Origin of the sequence: Microbacterium sp. TPU 3598 (assembly GCF_002356155.1) — a bacterium.
Lineage (GTDB): Bacteria > Actinomycetota > Actinomycetes > Actinomycetales > Microbacteriaceae > Microbacterium > Microbacterium maritypicum_A.
Genome location: NZ_AP017975.1, coordinates 1,779,993 through 1,796,723, shown reverse-complemented (window position 1 = coordinate 1,796,723; position 16,731 = coordinate 1,779,993). Strand labels below are relative to the sequence as shown.

The following is a 16,731-nucleotide window of genomic DNA, read 5'->3' as shown; positions in this document are numbered from 1 at the left end:
GCCGACGCGGTTGATCGCCCCTACCACCGATGCCCTCGGCTCACGGCTCCGATACGGCGAGGCGATAGCCCCGCTTGACGACGGTCTGGACCAGGTCGACGCCACCCAACGACTCCCGCAACCGGGCGACGGCCACCTCCACCGCCCGTCCGCTGCGCTCGCCGCCGGGAAGCTCACGACCGAGCTCCCTCCGCGAGAGCACGCGTCCGCGGGCGAGGAACAGGGCCTCGATCAGGTCCGCTGCGCCACGGGACAGCGGAAGGAAGCGCCCGTCCAGCACGACGCCCCCGCTGCGCACCTCGAGGCTTCCGGCATCGGTGCGCACCGATCCTGCACCGCTTCCGTAGTGTGCGACGACGCATCCGACGAGACCCGTCGGTCTCTCCCGCTCGACGTATCGTGCGTTCAGGCCGGCGTCCTGAAGGCGGCGAGCCTCGCGCTCGTCATCCGAGACCAGGAGCAACCGGCCCGCTTCGGCACGACGGCGATGCGCTTCGAGCGCGCCGCTCCTCGTCGCCGCGTCGATCCATGACGCGGACGACGCGGTGAAGATCACGGCGTCGGCGCCCCCGGACCCCACGCGATGCACCGCACGGTGCAGCACGCCCGTCGGGGTGGTCACCGGACGGGATGTCACGACGCGCATCACGTCCGCGCCCTCTGCTCCGAGTGCGCGGTCGAGTTCATCCGCTCCGGCGGAACGATTCCCGGCCGCAGATGCTCCTGCCGCCCTCGCCTGGGCCGAGATGATGATCCTGCATCCTGCGAGCACCGGGCGTGCCCCCGAACGCCCGGTCATCACGCGGGATTCTCGGCGCGAAGGGAGACGCCCCGCCGCGGATCGGCGCTCCGACCCCGATCCCTCCAGCCGATCGCGACCGTCGTGCCGTCACCGCGATGCGGGGACTCGGATGAACTCGGATCCGCCGATACCGCGCCGTGTGCGCGCCGCGTCGGTGACGCGGAGTTCGGGTCGGCTCCGGCCGGCAGAGGGGGTGAGGACGCGAGGCCCGCGGCGGTGAGGCCATGCCGCAACCGCGCCTGCTGGTCGTGGGAGACGCCCTGCAGTTCGATCCGGGAGTCGACGATCCGCAACGTCAGGCCCAGGTCCTGCGCAAGACGCCCGATGTCGACGAGATGCCCCGGCGTGAGCTCCGTCCCCGTCACCGTCGACAGCCGCACTCGGCTCCCCTCCGATCGGACCGGGCCCGTGTGCGAATCGAGCCCCTCCTGTGCGCCGCGCGTGCTGAGCGGAGAGCGCTCCGTCGCCAGTTCCGCGAGCGCGCGTACCACAGCCAGGGTGCAGCGCTCGCACTCCGGGTCCCGCCCGAAGCGGGCTCCGACCGCGCTGAACGTGAACACCTCGTCCGCGCGGAGCACCGCCAGGAGCTCCTGCGACGACATGCCGATGTGCACGCAGACCGCACGGGAGTCGTCGGGATGCGCTGCCCGGCGCAGTTCGGCAGCGAGCTCGCCACGCGCCGGTCCACCGACGAGCCGACGAAGAACGCCAAGACCGCTCGTATCGCCCATGAGAATTCCGCCGAGGAGCGTCTGCGCATCGTCGGTGAGCACGAGCTTTCGGTAGACACCGGTGCCTCGCGAGCGATGCGTGACGACCTCGACGGCGTCGGGATCGGCGTCGCGCGTCGCTGGCTCGCCGAAGCACGCGAGATCGACGCCCGCGATGGTGCGGTGCACGTCTCGTCGGTGCCCGCCGAAGCGTTCCCCTCCCCCGAGCAGACGCGCGGCCGCCACCTCCGCCATGGCATATGCGGAAGCGGCGGCGTCGACGCAGCGTCCGTCGACGCAGGCCGCCTCACCGATCGCGAGGATGCGCGGATCCGATGTCGTGCAGTGATCGTCGACGATCACTCCTCCCTGCGGGTGCACGTCGAGTCCGGCATTGCGCGCGAGTTCGTCCCGAGGTCGCACGCCGACGGTGAAGACGACGAGGTCGGCGCGTTGGAAGGTACCGTCCTGGAACTCGAGCGCCGTGACGGCTCCCGAGTCGTCCGGATCGAGCCGCGTCGTCCTGGTCCGAGTGCGGACAGCGATGCCCCGTTCTTCGAGGGCGCCGCGCAGGACGTCTGCTGCAGCTTCGTCCAGCAGCGAGGGAAGGAGACGATCCGCGTACTGCACGATCGTCGCGCCGACGCCGGCGTCGTCGAGTGCTACAACGGTGTCGATTCCGTGCTGCCCGCCACCGATGACAACGCCTCGCAGCGGACGGCCGAGGGCACGCGATCGCGAATCGACGAAATCCCGCACCGACTCCGCGTCCTCGATGGTGCGCAGGACGAAGCAGCCGGGGAGGCGAGCCCCTGACACCGCCACCCGCGCCGCGAACGACCCGGTGGCCAGCACGAGCACGTCGTAGGAATAGGAGCGTCGGGATCGTGTGCGCACCACCCGCGCCGACCGGTCGATGCGGAGCACGCGGTCGTCACGGATCAACCGCACACGGTCGTCGCGGAACACCGTTCGGTCGAGCTGGAGATCCTCGACCTCCCGGCCGGTGAGGACACCCACGAGAGCGGATCGGTCGTACGGGCCATGTCCCTCATCGCCGATGACCGTGACCCGCACCGCCGCACCCGGGTCGCGAAGCAGGCGCTCCACGAAACGGTGCGCCGCCATCCCCGCGCCGACGACCAGGATCTCGTGCGGCGGGGAAGTCGTGTCCTTCATACTGCTCCTGTCGACCGGAAGACTGTCGTGCTCGCGACGATAGGAGCATCGTGTTTCCCGGAGATGACGGAGAATGTGTCCTGCGTCGAAAGTTCTCCTCACAGAACGGTAACGATCATCGAAGTCCTGGGACCTCACCCGCGACGCTCCGGCGTACTAGGCTGAGCCTCGTCCTTTCCGCCTCCCGCGGCCCGACCGCGCAAGGAGAATCACGTGTCTGCCAACGAGCCCACGAAGCCGACTCCCCCCGTCCCCGGCCCCCCTGCCGTACCGATGCCGCGCAAGGCGCCGACGCCGGCCGCCGTCGCGCCCGTCGCCCCGGTGCCTGCGGCATCCTCGACATCAGCGGAATGGGGTCGCGTATCCGAAGACGGGACCGTCGAGGTCAAGGAGGGCGAGGCCTGGCGCGTCGTCGGCCAGTACCCCGATGGGACTCCCGACGAGGCCCTCGCCTACTTCGTCCGCAAGTTCGATGACATCGCCTTCAAGGTGCACGCTCTCGAACAGCGTCATCAGGCCGGCGGAGCGTCGGCGAGCGATCTCGCCAAGCAGGCCTCGCACCTGATCGACGAAGCGACCGATGCCGCGGCCGTCGGCGACCTCGCCGGCCTGCGCGATCGACTCAACGCCTTGACCTCGTCCCTCTCCGAGGCGACCGAGCAGGAGGCACAGCACGCCAAGGAGCTCGTCGACAAGGCGATCGCCGAGCGCACGGTCCTCGTCGAACGTGCCGAGGCCATCGCCGCCCGCGATCTCAGCAAGGTGCAGTGGAAGCAGGTCACGGCCGAGCTCGGCGAACTGTTCGATGCCTGGCAGGCGCAGCAGCAGAACGGGCCGCGCCTGTCGAAGGGCATCTCCCAGCAGCTCTGGAAGCGATTCCGCGACGCTCGCGCCGTCGTCGACAAGCAGCGCCGCGCGTTCTACTCCGAGCTCGACGACGCGCACAAGGTCGCCCGCGACGCGAAGACCCGTCTGGTCGAGCGTGCCGAGGCACTCGCCCCGCGTGGCACGGACGGCATTCCCGCGTACCGGAACCTGCTCGACGAGTGGAAGGCATCGGGCCGCGCCGGCCGCAAGGCCGACGACGCTCTCTGGGCGCGCTTCAAGGCTGCCGGCGACGCGCTCTACGCCGCCCGCGCCGAGCAGGCCGCCGCAGAGGAAGCGGATTCCGCCCCGAAGATCGAAGCCCGCGAGGCGCTCCTCGAAGAGGCGAAGGCCGTGGCCGACGAGTCGAACATCAAGCGTGCCCGCGCTCTCCTCACCCGCATCCAGCGGCAGTGGGACGAGATCGGTCGCATCTTCCCTCGGGAGAAGGAACGTGCGCTCGACGACAAGCTCCGCGCCATCGAACAGGGGCTCAAGGGCCGCGAAGACGTGGACTGGAAGAAGAACAACCCCGAGACCAAGGCTCGCGCGAACGACATGAGCTCGCAGCTGCTCGAGGCCATCGAGAAGCTCGAGGCCGAAGTCGCCGCGGCAGAGAAGTCGGGCGACAAGAAGGCGGCCAAGGCGGCAACGGATGCCCTCGAGGCACGCCGCGCGTGGCTCAGCGCCCTCGGGAGCTGACCCGTTCTCCACAGGTCGCTCAGCACTGCTGAAGAGACGGGGTGCACTACGTCAGACTGACGTGATGCACCCCGTCTTCCTGTATGTCCCCGGCGATCGGCTGAGCCTGTCCGAACTCAGCGCCGCGCGGATCGACGGCCATGTGGTCGAGGTCGGCGAGGTCTACGTCCCGGCTGACCTCATCGAAGGACCGGATGTCAGGGCAGGTGCAGTCGGGTCCCTCGTGCAACCGGGAACCGCAGCCGCGGGTCCGACTGCTGCCTGGATCCACGGCGCCGGTGACACCCCGCCCGTCGTGCACCATGTGCGACGCTGCGTCGAGAGACGGATCCGCGCGAGCACCAGCGCACGCCTCGTGTTCCACGACACCGTGCTCCCGGCGTCTGACGTGCAGGTGCTCGGCGGAGTCCGAGTGGCGCGGCCGGAACGGACGATGCTCGATCTCGCAACGGCTCTCCATCGCGACCCCCGAATGCTGACCTGGATGGAACGACTCGCGCTGGTGTTCCCCGATGCCCCGGCGGCCGCAGCCGACGTACTGCGCGGCATGAGCCGCGTTCCGGGAAGGAGAGCGGGATCGGCGGTGCTCGAGAGACTCGCCCTCAGGAGGAGGTGACGCGGTAGACGTCGTACACGGCGTCGATCCTGCGTACGGCGTTGAGCACACGGTCGAGGTGCACGGCATCGCCCATCTCGAACACGAACCGACTCAGTGCCAGACGCTCGTCGGTCGTCGTGACCGTCGCCGACAGGATGTTGACGTGGTGCTCGCTCAGCACGCGGGTGACGTCGGAGAGCAGCCCGGAGCGGTCGAGCGCCTCGACCTGGATCTGCACCCGGAACACGCTCTTGGTGGTGGGCGCCCACGACACCTCGACGAAGCGGTCCTGCTCCGCACCGAGGGCCTTCACGTTCACGCAGTCCGCTCTGTGCACGGAGACACCACTGCCGCGGGTCACGAATCCGACGATCTGGTCCCCGGGGACCGGGGTACAGCACTTGGCGAGCTTCACGAGGATGTCGTTGGCTCCGCGCACGAGCACGCCCGAGTCACCGGATCGCGGCTCCCGGGTCTGGACGCTGCCGGGAAGGTCGATGGCACCGGTGGTCGGATCGTTCGCCGCGACGAGAGCGGTGACCTTCTCCAGCACCGACTGCGTGGACACGTGGCCTTCACCGACAGCGGCGTAGAGCGCCGAGACGTCTTCGTAGTGCATGCCCCGCGCCACCTCGGTGAACGAGTCATGGCTCATCAGGCGCTGCAACGGCAGGTTCTGTCGGCGCATCGCGCGCGCGATGGCCTCCTTGCCCTGCTCGATCGCCTCTTCGCGGCGCTCCTTCGTGAACCACCCGCGGATCTTGTTGCGGGCGCGGGTGCTCGCGACGAAGCCGAGCCAGTCCTGGCTGGGACCGGCATCGGGGTTCTTCGAGGTGAAGACCTCGACGACGTCACCGCTCTTGAGCTCGGACTCCAACGGCACCAGGCGTCCGTTGACCTTCGCGCCCATCGTGCGGTGCCCGATCTCGGTGTGCACGGCATACGCGAAGTCCACGGGAGTGGCGCCGGCGGGGAGTCCGATCACCCGCCCCTTCGGCGTGAAGACGTAGACCTCCTTCGCGCCGATCTCGAACCGGAGCGATTCGAGGAACTCGCCCGGATCGGCGGTCTCCGCCTGCCAGTCGGAGATGTGCGCGAGCCACGCCATGTCGGTGTCGGAGGCACGGACCTCGGTCTTGCCACCGCCGTTCATCCGCTCCTTGTACATCCAATGCGCCGCCACACCGTACTCGGCCTGCTGGTGCATCTCGTGGGTGCGGATCTGGATCTCGACGGTGCGGCCGGCGGGGCCGATGACGGTGGTGTGCAGCGACTGGTAGAGGTTGAACTTCGGCGTCGCGATGTAGTCCTTGAAGCGGCCGGGCAACGGGGTCCAGCGCGCGTGGATGGCGCCCAGCACCGCGTAGCAGTCGCGCACGGAGGCGACCAGGACGCGGATGCCGATCAGGTCGTAGATGTCGTCGAACTCACGCCCGCGGATGACCATCTTCTGGTACACCGAGTAGAGCTGCTTCGGACGCCCGACGACCTTGCCGCGGATGCGGAGGTCGCGCAGATCCTCGTCGATCTCCTCGACGACCTGGTTGAGGTACTTCTCGCGCTGCGGAGTGCGCTGCGCGATGAGACTGTGGATCTCGTTGTAGATCTTGGGATGCAGCACCGCGAAGGAGAGATCCTCGAGCTCCGACTTGATCGCCTGGATACCGAGACGATTCGCCAGCGGAGCATAGATCTCCAGAGTCTCCTTGGCCTTCTTCGCCGCTTTCTCGGGCGGGACGAAGCCCCAGGTCCGCGCGTTGTGGAGGCGGTCGGCGAGCTTGATCAGCAGCACCCGGATGTCCTTCGACATCGCCACGATCATCTTGCGCACGGTCTCGGCTTGGGCGCTCTCGCCGTACTTGACCTTGTCGAGCTTGGTGACGCCGTCGACGAGCATCGCCACCTCGTCGCCGAACTCGGCGGTGAGGTCCGTCAGGGCATAGCCCGTGTCCTCGACGGTGTCGTGCAGCAGTGCGGCCGCGATCGCCCGTGGGCCGAGTCCGAGCTCCGCGAGGATCTGCGCGACGGCGAGCGGATGCGTGATGTACGGCTCGCCGCTCTGCCGCTTCTGCCCCTCGTGCTTCTCCTTCGCGACGGCGTAGGCCCGTTCGATGACAGAGAAATCACCCTTCGGGTGATTCGCGCGGACCGTGCGGATCAGGTTGTCGAGATCGTTGATCCTCGACGCGCGGGAGAAGATGCGGGGAACCAGCCGTCGCAGACTCGAGCCCTGCGATGACGTCTGCGGTTCCGCCATCTACTCACCTCCTGATCGATCAATCCTACGCGTGCTGTGCGGGACCGGGCCCGCTGAGGAACCCGATCAGACCTCGACGGCCGCCCTGCTGCGAGCCTCGCGGATGCGGGCGTCGCGGGCTTTCAGCTGCGGCTCGTTCTCGCGGAACAGCGAGTAGAGCGGAGCAGCCACGAAGAGCGTCGAGTAGGTCGCCACCAGGATGCCGACGAAGATCGACAGCGAGATGTCGGTGAGCGACTCCGCACCGAGCCAGAAGGCGCCGATGAAGAGCACCGCGCCGACCGGCAGCGCTGCGACCACAGAGGTGTTGATGGAACGCACGAGCGTCTGGTTCACCGCGAGGTTCACCGACTCCCCGAACAGCCGGGCGGACTTCTCCCCGTCTTCCGTGGTGTTCTCCCGGATCTTGTCGAACACGACCGTGGTGTCGTACAGCGAGTACGCCAGGATCGTCAGGAAGCCGATCACCGCCGCGGGCGAGATCTCGAAGCCGGCCAGCGCATAAACGCCCACCGTGATCACCAGCACGTCGAGAAGACCGATGATGGCGGCGGCCGACATCTTCCACGTGCGGAAGTAGATCGCGAGGATCAGGAACGTGAGGGCCAGGAAGATCGCGAGGCCCCACAGGGACTGCTTCGTGACGTTCTCACCCCACGCGGGTCCGATGAACGACGACGTGACGTCGGAAGGATCCACACCATAGGCCTCTGCCAGAGCCTCGCCGACCTGCTGGGTCTCGGCCGCACTCATCTGGTCGGTCTGGACGCGCACGTCCTTGCCGCTGACGACGACGACCTTGGTGGCGGCCCCCGGTACGACCGACTGCACGGCGGTGGTGGCGGTCTCCTGGTCGAGGCTGTCCGGTGCCTGCACCGTGAACTGCGATCCGCCGGTGAACTCGATCGAGAACTGGATCGGACGGATGAGCGGTACGAGTGCCGAACCGACGACGAGGGCGATCGCGATGATGAACCACAGCCGGCGCTTGCCGACGAACGGGAAAGACGTCTTGCCCGAATAGAGGTTGTTGCCGAACTCATTCATGGAAGGCATCAGGCGTCTCCCTCACTTCCGGCGTTGGTGGGTTTGTCGCCCGCGAGGGCCTCGGCACGTTTACGTTCGGCGATGGTCTGTCGACGATCCGCCTCACCGCGCGAGCGGGCGTTCTTCGCACCCCGACCTGCGGATGCAGTGGTGACCTCGCGGTACTGCGACCGGCTGCGGTACACGGCACCGAGCGCTTCGGGGTCGAGACCGGAGAGCTTGTGTCCGCCGCCGAAGAAACGCGTGCGAGCGAGCAGCTGCATGACCGGGTGCGTGAAGATCACGAAGATGAACACGTCGATGAGCGTCGTGAGTCCGAGCGTGAACGCGAATCCCTTCACCGTGGCGTCGGCAAGGATGTAGAGCACGAGCGCGGCCAGGATGTTGATCGACTTGGAGATGTAGATCGTCCGCTTCGCGCGGCCCCAGCCGTCCTCCACCGCGGCGGTGATGGACTTGCCGTCACGGAGCTCGTCTCGTATTCGCTCGAAGTACACGATGAACGAGTCGGCCGTGAAGCCGATGGAGACGATCAGACCGGCGACTCCCGCGAGCGAGAGCCGGAAGCCGATGCGCCACGCCAGGATGCAGATGATGATGTAGGTCAGGATCGCCATCACTGCGATCGACGCGATGATCACCGACCCGAGCGCTCGATAGACGATCAGGGAGTAGATCGCCACCAGCGCGAGACCGATGAGCCCGGCGATCAGACCGATCTGCAGCTGCTGGGTGCCCAGCGTCGCCGAGATCGTGTCCGAGCTCTGGACCGTGAAGCTGAGCGGAAGGGCACCGAACTTGAGCTGGTCGGCCAGGGTGGTCGCCGACTCCTGCGTGAAGCTGCCCGAGATGCTGGGGCGCCCGTCGAGGATCTGCCCGTTCATGCGCGGGGCGCTGATCACGTTGCCGTCGAGCACGAACGCGAACTGGTCACGCGGGGTGAGACCGTCGATGCGGTTCTGGTTCAGCCGCGTGCTCACCTTGCCGAACGCATCGGCACCATCGGCGTTCATCGTGAGCTGCACGAGCCATGCACCCGACTTCGGGTCGCGGCCGGCTGCGGCATCGGTGATCGCAGTGCCGTCGAGCTCGGCCGGTCCGAGGAGGTACTTCGCTGACCCGTCGGCCGAGCACGCGATGAGCGGCTCGTCCTTCGGCGCCTTCGCGGCGTCGTTGTCGGGGTTCGCGCAGTCGTACGCCTGGAACTCCGCTGCCAGCTTGTCCGTCACCCAGGAGAGGTCGCTCGCGTCGGTCGGCTCAGCCGTCGGCGTCGAGTTGAGTCCCGGGTCCGGGCTGGGGTACGGCGTGGAGTTCCCGTCCTCGCCGACGAACTCGTTGGTCGCCGCCGTCGTGTACAGCACGGGCCGGAACTCGAGCTGCGCACTGGACTGGATCCGCTCCCGGGTCTGCGCGTCCGCCTCGCCAGGGATCTGGACGACGATGTTCTGGCCGCCCTCGGTGGTGATGTCCGCCTCGGCGACACCGGAAGCGTCGACGCGCTGACGGATGATCGCCGCCGCCTGGTCGAGCTGCTCGGAGGACGGCGCCGCGCCGTCCTCGGTCTCCGCGCTCAGAACGATCTGCGTGCCGCCCTGCAGGTCGAGGGCGAGCTCAGGCGACCACGAGCTCGCAGCCTCCCCGTTGCTGTCCTTGAAGACGTAGACGCCCAGCGCATTGATGCCGAAGAGCACGCCCGTCACGAGGAGCAGGCCGAGAAGGACCCGCCAGGCGTGACGGACGGGAGAGGATGAAGCCACGTGTGTTCAGCTTTCTGGAAGGACGGAGATCCGAGCGGCCGTGTCGGCCTCGGGCTTACTTGTCGTCGGCGTCGCGCTCGAGGCGGGCGCGGGTCTCCTCGGGGGTCTCGACGGCCGGAGCGATCGACTCGTCGGCGACCGACGGGTCGACGACCTCATCGGCCGGAGCGTCGACGATGGCGTCCTTGGGCTCGACGACGCGCAGGATGGCCTGGCTGTGGACGTCGATGATGGTGCCGGGAGCGATCTCGACGAGTGCCGGCGTGTCGAGGTCCTCGGGGTCGTAGGAGACGATCGTCCCGTAGATGCCTCCCTGAAGGAGCACCTTGGCGCCCGGAACGGTCTTGGTGGCCTTCTCCTCCTGCTCGGCCTTCATCTGCTTCGTGCGCTTGCGCGTGTTGAAGATCATGAAGACGAGGAGGACGGCGAGAAGGCCGAAGAGCAGGAATTCCATGGGCATGGGGGAAGCGCCTTTCTCAGGTGCACGCTCCAGCCTTTGGGCGCGCGAAGGTAACCGGGAAGTCTTCAGTGATTATAGGTCATCCAACTTAAGCATCCCGTCCGGATGCGGGACGCCCAGATGCGAGTACGCCTCGGGCATAGCCACGCGGCCCCGAGGAGTGCGCCCGAGGAAGCCGATCCGCACGAGATACGGCTCCACCACGCTCTCCACGGTCTCCGCCTCCTCGCCGACGGCCACCGCGAGCGTGCTGAGCCCGACCGGGCCGCCACGGAACCGCCGGACGAGCGCTTCCAGGACCGCGCGGTCCAGGCGGTCCAGACCGATCGGGTCGACGTCGTACAGCTCCAGAGCCGCGCGCACCTCACGGATCGTGGCCACTCCCCCCGTGTGCACCAGGGCGTAGTCGCGCACGCGGCGGAGCAGGCGGTTCGCGATGCGTGGTGTGCCCCGCGAACGGCGGGCGATCTCGGAGAGCGAGTCGGTCGGCAGATCCACACCGAGGACCGCAGCCGACCGGGCGATCACCTGCTCCAGCTCCGACTCCTCGTAGAACTCGAGGTGCCCGGTGAATCCGAAGCGGTCGCGGAGCGGGTTGGGCAGCAGCCCGGAGCGCGTCGTCGCGCCGACCAGGGTGAACGGCGAGAGCTCGAGCGGGATACTCGTGGCCCCCGCGCCCTTTCCCACCATGATGTCGATGCGGTAATCCTCCATCGCGAGGTAGAGCATCTCTTCTGCGGAGCGCGCCATGCGGTGGATCTCATCGATGAAGAGGACCTCGCCGGGGACCAGGCTCGACAGCAGGGCGGCGAGGTCACCGGCATGCTGGATCGCCGGGCCGCTCGAGAGACGCAGCGGACGCTCGCTCTCGTGCGCCACGATCATCGCGAGCGTCGTCTTGCCGAGTCCCGGGGGGCCCGCCAGGAGGATGTGATCAGCGGGACGGCTCTGGATGCGGGCCGCTTCCAGGAGCAGCTGCAGCTGACCGCGGACCTTCTGCTGTCCGACGAACTCCCCCAGGCTCGTCGGGCGCAGGGCGCCCTCGATCGCGAGTTCGGTCTCGTCGGACGGCTCACTGGCGTCGAACGGATCAGACACGCGCCTGGCCTCCCTGAGCCGGCCCGAGAAGGGCGAGAGTGCGTCGGAGCAGCGCGGCGACCGATGCACTCTCCGCCTCGGTAGCCTCTGCCGCGGTCTGGGCTGCGGCTTCCGCGGCCACCTTCTCCGACCAGCCGAGGCCGACGAGCGCTGCGGCCACCTGCGTCACGACGTCCGTGCCTCCCGTGGCGGCCGGCCTCGACGGCGCGGCGAAGGCCTGCACCTTGCCGGCGAGCTGCAGCACGATGAGCTTGGCGGTCTTGGGACCGATCCCGGACACCCGCCGGAACGGGGCGTCGTCTTCGGCCGTGACGGCTTCGGCGATCTGATCACCCGTGAGGTGCGAGAGCACACCGAGCGCCGACTTCGGACCGACGCCGGTCACACCGATCAGCAGACCGAAGATCTCCAGCTCACCCCGGTCGGCGAAGCCGAACAGCGACAGCGAGTCCTCGCGGACGATGAGACTGGTGTGCAGCAGGAGCTTCTCCCCCACCACGGCCGTGTGCGCCACATCAGTGGGGACGGCGACGGCGAATCCGACTCCGCCCACGTCGATGACGACCTGATCGGATGTCGCGTGCAGGACGACACCGTGCAGAGAGGAGATCATCCCCTCAGCCTACGGCGTCGCTCGTAGGTATGTTCGACCGACACGCTTCTCGGCATCGGCCCAGGCCTGTTGCGCCGGAGTCAGCGCTCCCTGGCCGGGGGATGCAGCGCCTCCGCGTCGCCAGGCGTGGCACAGGGCGATCGCCAGGGCGTCGGCCGCGTCGGCCGGCTGCGGGAGCGCGTCCAGCCGCAGGATGCGGGCGATCATCGTCTGCACCTGCCGCTTGTCCGCCGCGCCGTATCCGGTGACGGCCGCCTTCACCTCGCTGGGGGTGTGCGTCGCCGCGGGGAGCCCGGACTCGGAGGCGATCAGCAGCGCGACGCCGCTGGCCTGCGCCGTGCCCATCACCGAGTGCGTGTTCTGCTGAGCGAACACACGCTCGACGGCCACCGCATCCGGGCGATGCTCGGCAATCACGGCACGGATCCCGGCGGCGACGATCGCGAGGCGATCGCCGGGCTCGGCATCCGGGGACGAGCGGATCACCCCCACGTGCACCAGCGTTCCTCGACGCGAGCCGTCGACGTCGACGACGCCGACACCGCACCGGGTGAGCCCGGGGTCGATGCCGAGCACGCGCAGAGAGGAGGTCACTTCCCCAGGCTAGGCCGCGGCACCGACATGGACCGTCCGGCGCGCCTACGCCTCGTCGTTCTCCAGCTCGGCCTGCACCTCGGGGGTGAGGTCGAAGTTCGTGAACACGTTCTGCACGTCTTCGCTGTCTTCCAGAGCGTCGATCAGACGGAAGATCTTGCGAGCGGTGTCGGCGTCGATCTCGACCTTGAGGTTCGGAACGAACTCGACGTCGGCGGATTCGTAGTCGATACCCGCCTCCTGGAGCGCGGTGCGCACGGCCACCAGGTCGGTGGCTTCGGTGATGACCTCGAAACCCTCGGCATGCGGCTCGATCTCCTCGGCGCCGGCCTCGAGTGCCGCCATCATGACGTCGTCCTCGGTGGTGCCCTCGGAGCCGACGACGATGACGCCCTTGCGGCTGAAGTTGTAGGCGACGCTGCCCGGGTCCGCCAGCGTGCCGCCGTTGCGGCTGAGAGCCGTGCGCACCTCTGCGGCCGCGCGGTTCTTGTTGTCGGTCAGACACTCGATCATGAGAGCGACACCATTGGGTCCGTAGCCTTCATACATGATCGAGAGGTACTCGACGGCCTCGCCGCCGATGCCCGCACCGCGCTTCACCGCGCGGTCGATGTTGTCCTTGGGGACGGAGGTCTTCTTGGCCTTCTGCACCGCGTCGAAGAGCGTCGGGTTGCCCGCAAGGTCGGGCCCGCCGAGCTTCGCGGCGACCTCGATGTTCTTGATGAGCTTGGCCCAGGACTTCGCGCGCCTGGAGTCGATGATGGCCTTCTTGTGCTTCGTGGTCGCCCACTTGGAATGCCCGGACATAAGTCTCCGCTCGTCGTATCCGCGTGAGCTCGCACTCAGCGCGTCGTCCAGTCTAACGAACCGCGCAAGTGGAGCAGGATGGATGCATGCGCCGATCGCGACACATCACCCCTGCATCCCATTCGTCGGACGTGCATGACGGCGAGCCGTCACCGGCCGACTCCTTGCGGTATCTGGTGCATCTGCCGAACGACTACGAAACGGATCCGGACAGGCTCTGGCCCCTCGTGCTGTTCCTGCACGGTGCGGGCGAACGAGGATCCGACGTCGATCTCGCCGCGGTGCACGGGCCGCCGAGGCTGGCAGATGCCGGCCACGAGTTCCCCTTCATCCTCGTCACACCGCAGTGCCCCGAATCGAGTCAGTGGGTCGCCGAGCTCACGACGTTGTCCGTGCTGCTCGACGAGGTCGCCGCGGCGCACCGCATCGATCCCGCCCGCGTAGCCGTGACCGGACTCAGCATGGGCGGGTTCGGGACCTGGAGCCTCGCCGTGCGCTACCCCGATCGGTTCGCGGCGATCGCCCCGATCTGCGGAGGACTGTGGATGCAGAGCGCTGCCCCTATCCGCGCCCTGCCCACGTGGGCGTTCCACGGCGACGCCGACGACGTCGTGCCGATCTCCGCGACGGAGCAGATCGTGGCGGAGCTCAGATCGCTCGACGCCGACGTGCGGTTCACGCGCTATGCGGGCGTCGGTCACGATTCCTGGACCGAGACGTACGCGAACCCCGAGCTCTACAGCTGGCTGCTCTCCCACCGGCAGAACGATCACGACACGGAGCGGGCGGCACCATGAAACCGGGAGCGGACCGCCTCCGACCAGCCTGGAGTGCCCTCCCCGCTTCGCTGCGCACGCAGATCGTCGGTGTGATCGGTGGCGACTTCGTGGGGACGAACCCGCTCATGGCGGCTTCAGCGCGTCCTATGCGGGCGTCGTGACGACCACCGCCGGTCACGCTTTCGTCAAGGCCTGCGGCGCAGACTGGCACGCGGACTCTCTGCACTTCCTTCGCGAGGAGTTGCGCACGCTCGCACATCTGCCGCCATCTGTCGCCCCGCGTCTCCGTGGCGCCATCGACGCCGCCGTCGGTACCGCGCTCGTGATCGAGGCCATCGACGGACGCCATCCCGGCCGACCCTGGACGACCAAGGACCTGCATTCCGTGGCACGGGCCCTCCGCACCCTGTCGACCACCCCCGCGCCATCGGCGATGCCCCGCGCGGAGGACGGCATGATCCCGGGTTTCACACGATGGCACGAGATCGCAGCGGATCCACCGCTCCTGGAGGCTCTCCCCCACGGCCTGTCCAGCCGCGTGCGCGCGCTCCTCTCGATGGAGGACTGCTTCCAGGACGCGCTGCACGGCGACGTCATCGTGCACGACGACGTGCGATCGGACAACATCCTGATCAGCGACGGGCGCGCCCATCTCCTGGACTGGCCACACGCGCGACGAGGTGCCGCGTGGATCGATCTCCCCTGTCTGCTGCCGAGCGTCGAGGCGTCCGGGGGGCCGTCCTGCGAAGAGGCCTGGGCCATCTTCGAAGAGCACGGCGCGCCACCTCAGGCTGCACTGCTCCCCGTCATCTCGGCGTTCGCGTCGTTCCTCTGGTATCAGCAGGCGCAGCCCGAGATCCCTCAGCTTCCGGGCCTCCGCGAGTTTCAGCGCGCACAGGCGGATCCGGCTCTGCGCTGGCTCGCCACACTGATCTGATCACACCTGCGGCGGTGCCGTCACTCCTCGACGTGCTTCCACCCGTGCGAGGAAGCGCTGGTGAAAGCGCTTCTCCCCCGTGATCTCGGGGTGGAAGCTCAGCCCGAGCAGATTTCCCTGCTCCACCGCGACCACGCGGCCGTCGTCCAGCTCAGCCAGCACCTCTGCACCCGGGCCGACCGATTCGACCACGGGACCGCGGATGAATACCGCGGAAACGGGTTCGCCCTCGAAGGCGGGAACATCGAGCACAGCCTCGAACGACTCGACCTGACGGCCGAAGGCGTTCCGGCGCACGACGACGTCGAGTCCGCCGAATGACTCCTGGCCGTCGATCGCGTCGACGACGTCATCGGCGAGCATGATCAGTCCCGCGCATGTTCCCAACACCGGCATCCCCGCCGCGATCGCGTCACGGATCGGCTGCTGCATGCCGAAGATGCGGGAGAGCTTGTCGATCACGCTCGACTCGCCGCCCGGGATCACGAGTCCATCGACGGAGGAGAGCTCGTCGGGTCGACGGACCAGGACCGCATCGGCACCCAACTGCGCGAGCAGGGCGGCGTGCTCTCGCACGTCGCCCTGCAGCGCGAGGACGCCGACGCGGGTCTTACCAGCCACGCTCGGCGAGGCGGTGCGGGGCCGGGAGATCGCTGACGTTGATGCCGACCATGGCCTCGCCCAGTCCGCGCGAGACCTCGGCGATGACCTTGGCGTCGTCGAAGAAGGTCGTCGCCTTGACGATCGCCTTCGCGCGCTCAGCCGGGTTGCCCGACTTGAAGATGCCCGATCCGACGAACACGCCGTCGGCACCGAGCTGCATCATCATCGCGGCATCCGCCGGGGTCGCGACCCCGCCGGCGACGAACAGCACGACGGGGAGCTTGCCCGTCTCGGCGATCTCCGCCACGAGCTCGTACGGCGCCTGCAGCTCCTTCGCGGCGACGAAGAGCTCGTCCTTGGGCAGCGCCGTGAGCGCGGCGATCTCGCCGCGGATCTTGCGGATGTGCTTCATCGCCTCGGAGACGTCGCCGGTGCCGGCCTCGCCCTTGGAGCGGATCATCGCCGCCCCCTCGTTGATGCGACGCAATGCCTCGCCGAGGTTGGTCGCTCCGCACACGAACGGAACCGTGAAGCCGTACTTGTCGATGTGGTTCACGTAGTCGGCCGGCGAGAGCACCTCGGACTCGTCGATGTAGTCGACACCGAGCTCCTGCAGCACCTGCGCCTCGACGAAGTGACCGATGCGCGCCTTCGCCATCACGGGGATGGAGACGGCATCGATGATGCTGTCGATCATGTCGGGGTCGCTCATGCGGGAGACCCCACCCTGCGCGCGGATGTCGGCCGGGACGCGCTCGAGCGCCATCACGGCGACCGCGCCGGCGTCTTCGGCGATCTTCGCCTGCTCTGCCGTGACGACGTCCATGATGACGCCGCCCTTGAGCATCTCGGCGAGGCCGCGCTTGACGCGCGCGGATCCGGTGGTTGTCTGCTCTGCCATGGGGAACTCCTGTCGGATGCACC

16 protein-coding genes are annotated in these 16,731 nt (G+C 68.2%); 4 read left to right on the top strand and 12 right to left on the bottom strand.

Translation table 11 applies throughout. From position 1 onward, the window contains the following. Nucleotides 1-40 precede the first annotated feature (40 nt). Together MST3598_RS08535 and MST3598_RS08530 are read right to left on the bottom strand one after the other, a co-directional pair. Nucleotides 41-799, bottom strand: coding sequence for a winged helix-turn-helix domain-containing protein (locus MST3598_RS08535; protein ID WP_051667852.1), 759 nt, complete (start codon nucleotides 797-799; stop codon nucleotides 41-43). Next, nucleotides 799-2,691: an NAD(P)/FAD-dependent oxidoreductase gene (locus tag MST3598_RS08530; RefSeq protein ID WP_051671029.1), complete on the bottom strand. Its 1,893-nt coding sequence runs from the start codon at nucleotides 2,689-2,691 to the stop codon at nucleotides 799-801. Before MST3598_RS08530 ends, MST3598_RS08535 begins: the two co-directional genes overlap by 1 nt. A gap of 213 nt (nucleotides 2,692-2,904) precedes the next feature. Here MST3598_RS08530 and MST3598_RS08525 point away from each other — a divergent pair, with 213 nt between their 5' ends. Further along, a complete protein-coding gene (locus MST3598_RS08525) occupies nucleotides 2,905-4,257 on the top strand; it encodes a DUF349 domain-containing protein (protein ID WP_021200632.1) in 1,353 nt (450 codons plus the stop codon). A 64-nt stretch (nucleotides 4,258-4,321) separates the two neighbouring features. Continuing rightward, nucleotides 4,322-4,873 carry a type IV toxin-antitoxin system AbiEi family antitoxin gene (locus MST3598_RS08520; RefSeq protein WP_051671031.1) on the top strand — a complete coding sequence of 184 codons (552 nt, stop codon included), beginning with the start codon at nucleotides 4,322-4,324 and terminating at the stop codon, nucleotides 4,871-4,873. On the opposite strand, the gene MST3598_RS08515 is transcribed toward MST3598_RS08520, so the two are convergent. From MST3598_RS08515 to MST3598_RS08480, 8 genes are all read right to left on the bottom strand, one after another. Next, entirely contained in the window at nucleotides 4,860-7,112 is a 2,253-nt protein-coding gene (locus tag MST3598_RS08515; protein ID WP_029259269.1) for a RelA/SpoT family protein, read from the bottom strand. The two genes, MST3598_RS08520 and MST3598_RS08515, sit on opposite strands and share 14 nt — an antisense overlap. Before the next feature lie 66 nt (nucleotides 7,113-7,178). Next, complete coding sequence (gene secF, locus MST3598_RS08510; RefSeq protein WP_021200635.1) at nucleotides 7,179-8,168, bottom strand: protein translocase subunit SecF; 990 nt, start codon at nucleotides 8,166-8,168, stop codon at nucleotides 7,179-7,181. Beyond that, nucleotides 8,168-9,916, bottom strand: a complete 1,749-nt coding sequence (gene secD, locus MST3598_RS08505) for a protein translocase subunit SecD (protein ID WP_021200636.1) — start codon at nucleotides 9,914-9,916, stop codon at nucleotides 8,168-8,170. Before secD ends, secF begins: the two co-directional genes overlap by 1 nt. Before the next feature lie 55 nt (nucleotides 9,917-9,971). Continuing rightward, nucleotides 9,972-10,370, bottom strand: coding sequence for a preprotein translocase subunit YajC (locus MST3598_RS08500; protein WP_021200637.1), 399 nt, complete (start codon nucleotides 10,368-10,370; stop codon nucleotides 9,972-9,974). A gap of 78 nt (nucleotides 10,371-10,448) precedes the next feature. Beyond that, a complete protein-coding gene (ruvB, locus tag MST3598_RS08495) occupies nucleotides 10,449-11,474 on the bottom strand; it encodes a Holliday junction branch migration DNA helicase RuvB (protein ID WP_021200638.1) in 1,026 nt (341 codons plus the stop codon). After that, nucleotides 11,467-12,087: a Holliday junction branch migration protein RuvA gene (gene ruvA / locus MST3598_RS08490; RefSeq protein WP_029259270.1), complete on the bottom strand. Its 621-nt coding sequence runs from the start codon at nucleotides 12,085-12,087 to the stop codon at nucleotides 11,467-11,469. Before ruvA ends, ruvB begins: the two co-directional genes overlap by 8 nt. A gap of 9 nt (nucleotides 12,088-12,096) precedes the next feature. Beyond that, nucleotides 12,097-12,681: a crossover junction endodeoxyribonuclease RuvC gene (gene ruvC, locus MST3598_RS08485; protein ID WP_021200640.1), complete on the bottom strand. Its 585-nt coding sequence runs from the start codon at nucleotides 12,679-12,681 to the stop codon at nucleotides 12,097-12,099. A 45-nt stretch (nucleotides 12,682-12,726) separates the two neighbouring features. Continuing rightward, nucleotides 12,727-13,488, bottom strand: coding sequence for a YebC/PmpR family DNA-binding transcriptional regulator (locus tag MST3598_RS08480; protein WP_021200641.1), 762 nt, complete (start codon nucleotides 13,486-13,488; stop codon nucleotides 12,727-12,729). A gap of 86 nt (nucleotides 13,489-13,574) precedes the next feature. Here MST3598_RS08480 and MST3598_RS08475 point away from each other — a divergent pair, with 86 nt between their 5' ends. Beyond that, the gene (locus tag MST3598_RS08475) at nucleotides 13,575-14,285 is read left to right on the top strand and encodes an alpha/beta hydrolase-fold protein (protein ID WP_029259271.1); all 711 of its coding nucleotides are present in this window, start codon (nucleotides 13,575-13,577) and stop codon (nucleotides 14,283-14,285) included. Between the two features lie 139 nt (nucleotides 14,286-14,424). After that, nucleotides 14,425-15,204 (top strand): aminoglycoside phosphotransferase family protein, encoded by a 780-nt coding sequence (locus MST3598_RS08470; protein ID WP_231924916.1) that lies wholly within the window; start codon nucleotides 14,425-14,427, stop codon nucleotides 15,202-15,204. Here the strand turns inward: MST3598_RS08470 and pdxT are convergent, their stop codons facing one another. Together pdxT and pdxS are read right to left on the bottom strand one after the other, a co-directional pair. Beyond that, nucleotides 15,205-15,825: a pyridoxal 5'-phosphate synthase glutaminase subunit PdxT gene (gene pdxT / locus MST3598_RS08465; RefSeq protein WP_029259273.1), complete on the bottom strand. Its 621-nt coding sequence runs from the start codon at nucleotides 15,823-15,825 to the stop codon at nucleotides 15,205-15,207. It abuts the gene before it with no gap. Next, on the bottom strand, nucleotides 15,815-16,708 hold the full coding sequence (gene pdxS / locus MST3598_RS08460) for a pyridoxal 5'-phosphate synthase lyase subunit PdxS (RefSeq protein WP_021200645.1): 894 nt from the start codon (nucleotides 16,706-16,708) through the stop codon (nucleotides 15,815-15,817). The genes pdxT and pdxS overlap by 11 nt, the downstream gene beginning before the upstream one ends. Nucleotides 16,709-16,731 lie beyond the last annotated feature (23 nt).

Excerpts from the sequence above, each read along its gene's own strand:
- MST3598_RS08535 (WP_051667852.1), bottom strand. The coding sequence starts at position 799 with ATGACCGGGCGTTCGGGGGCACGCCCGGTGCTCGCAGGATGCAGGATC.
- MST3598_RS08530 (WP_051671029.1), bottom strand. The coding sequence starts at position 2,691 with ATGAAGGACACGACTTCCCCGCCGCACGAGATCCTGGTCGTCGGCGCG.
- MST3598_RS08520 (WP_051671031.1), top strand. The coding sequence starts at position 4,322 with ATGCACCCCGTCTTCCTGTATGTCCCCGGCGATCGGCTGAGCCTGTCC.
- MST3598_RS08515 (WP_029259269.1), bottom strand. The coding sequence starts at position 7,112 with ATGGCGGAACCGCAGACGTCATCGCAGGGCTCGAGTCTGCGACGGCTG.
- secF (WP_021200635.1), bottom strand. The coding sequence starts at position 8,168 with ATGCCTTCCATGAATGAGTTCGGCAACAACCTCTATTCGGGCAAGACG.
- MST3598_RS08500 (WP_021200637.1), bottom strand. The coding sequence starts at position 10,370 with ATGGAATTCCTGCTCTTCGGCCTTCTCGCCGTCCTCCTCGTCTTCATG.
- ruvA (WP_029259270.1), bottom strand. The coding sequence starts at position 12,087 with ATGATCTCCTCTCTGCACGGTGTCGTCCTGCACGCGACATCCGATCAG.
- MST3598_RS08480 (WP_021200641.1), bottom strand. The coding sequence starts at position 13,488 with ATGTCCGGGCATTCCAAGTGGGCGACCACGAAGCACAAGAAGGCCATC.
- MST3598_RS08475 (WP_029259271.1), top strand. The coding sequence starts at position 13,575 with ATGCGCCGATCGCGACACATCACCCCTGCATCCCATTCGTCGGACGTG.
- pdxS (WP_021200645.1), bottom strand. The coding sequence starts at position 16,708 with ATGGCAGAGCAGACAACCACCGGATCCGCGCGCGTCAAGCGCGGCCTC.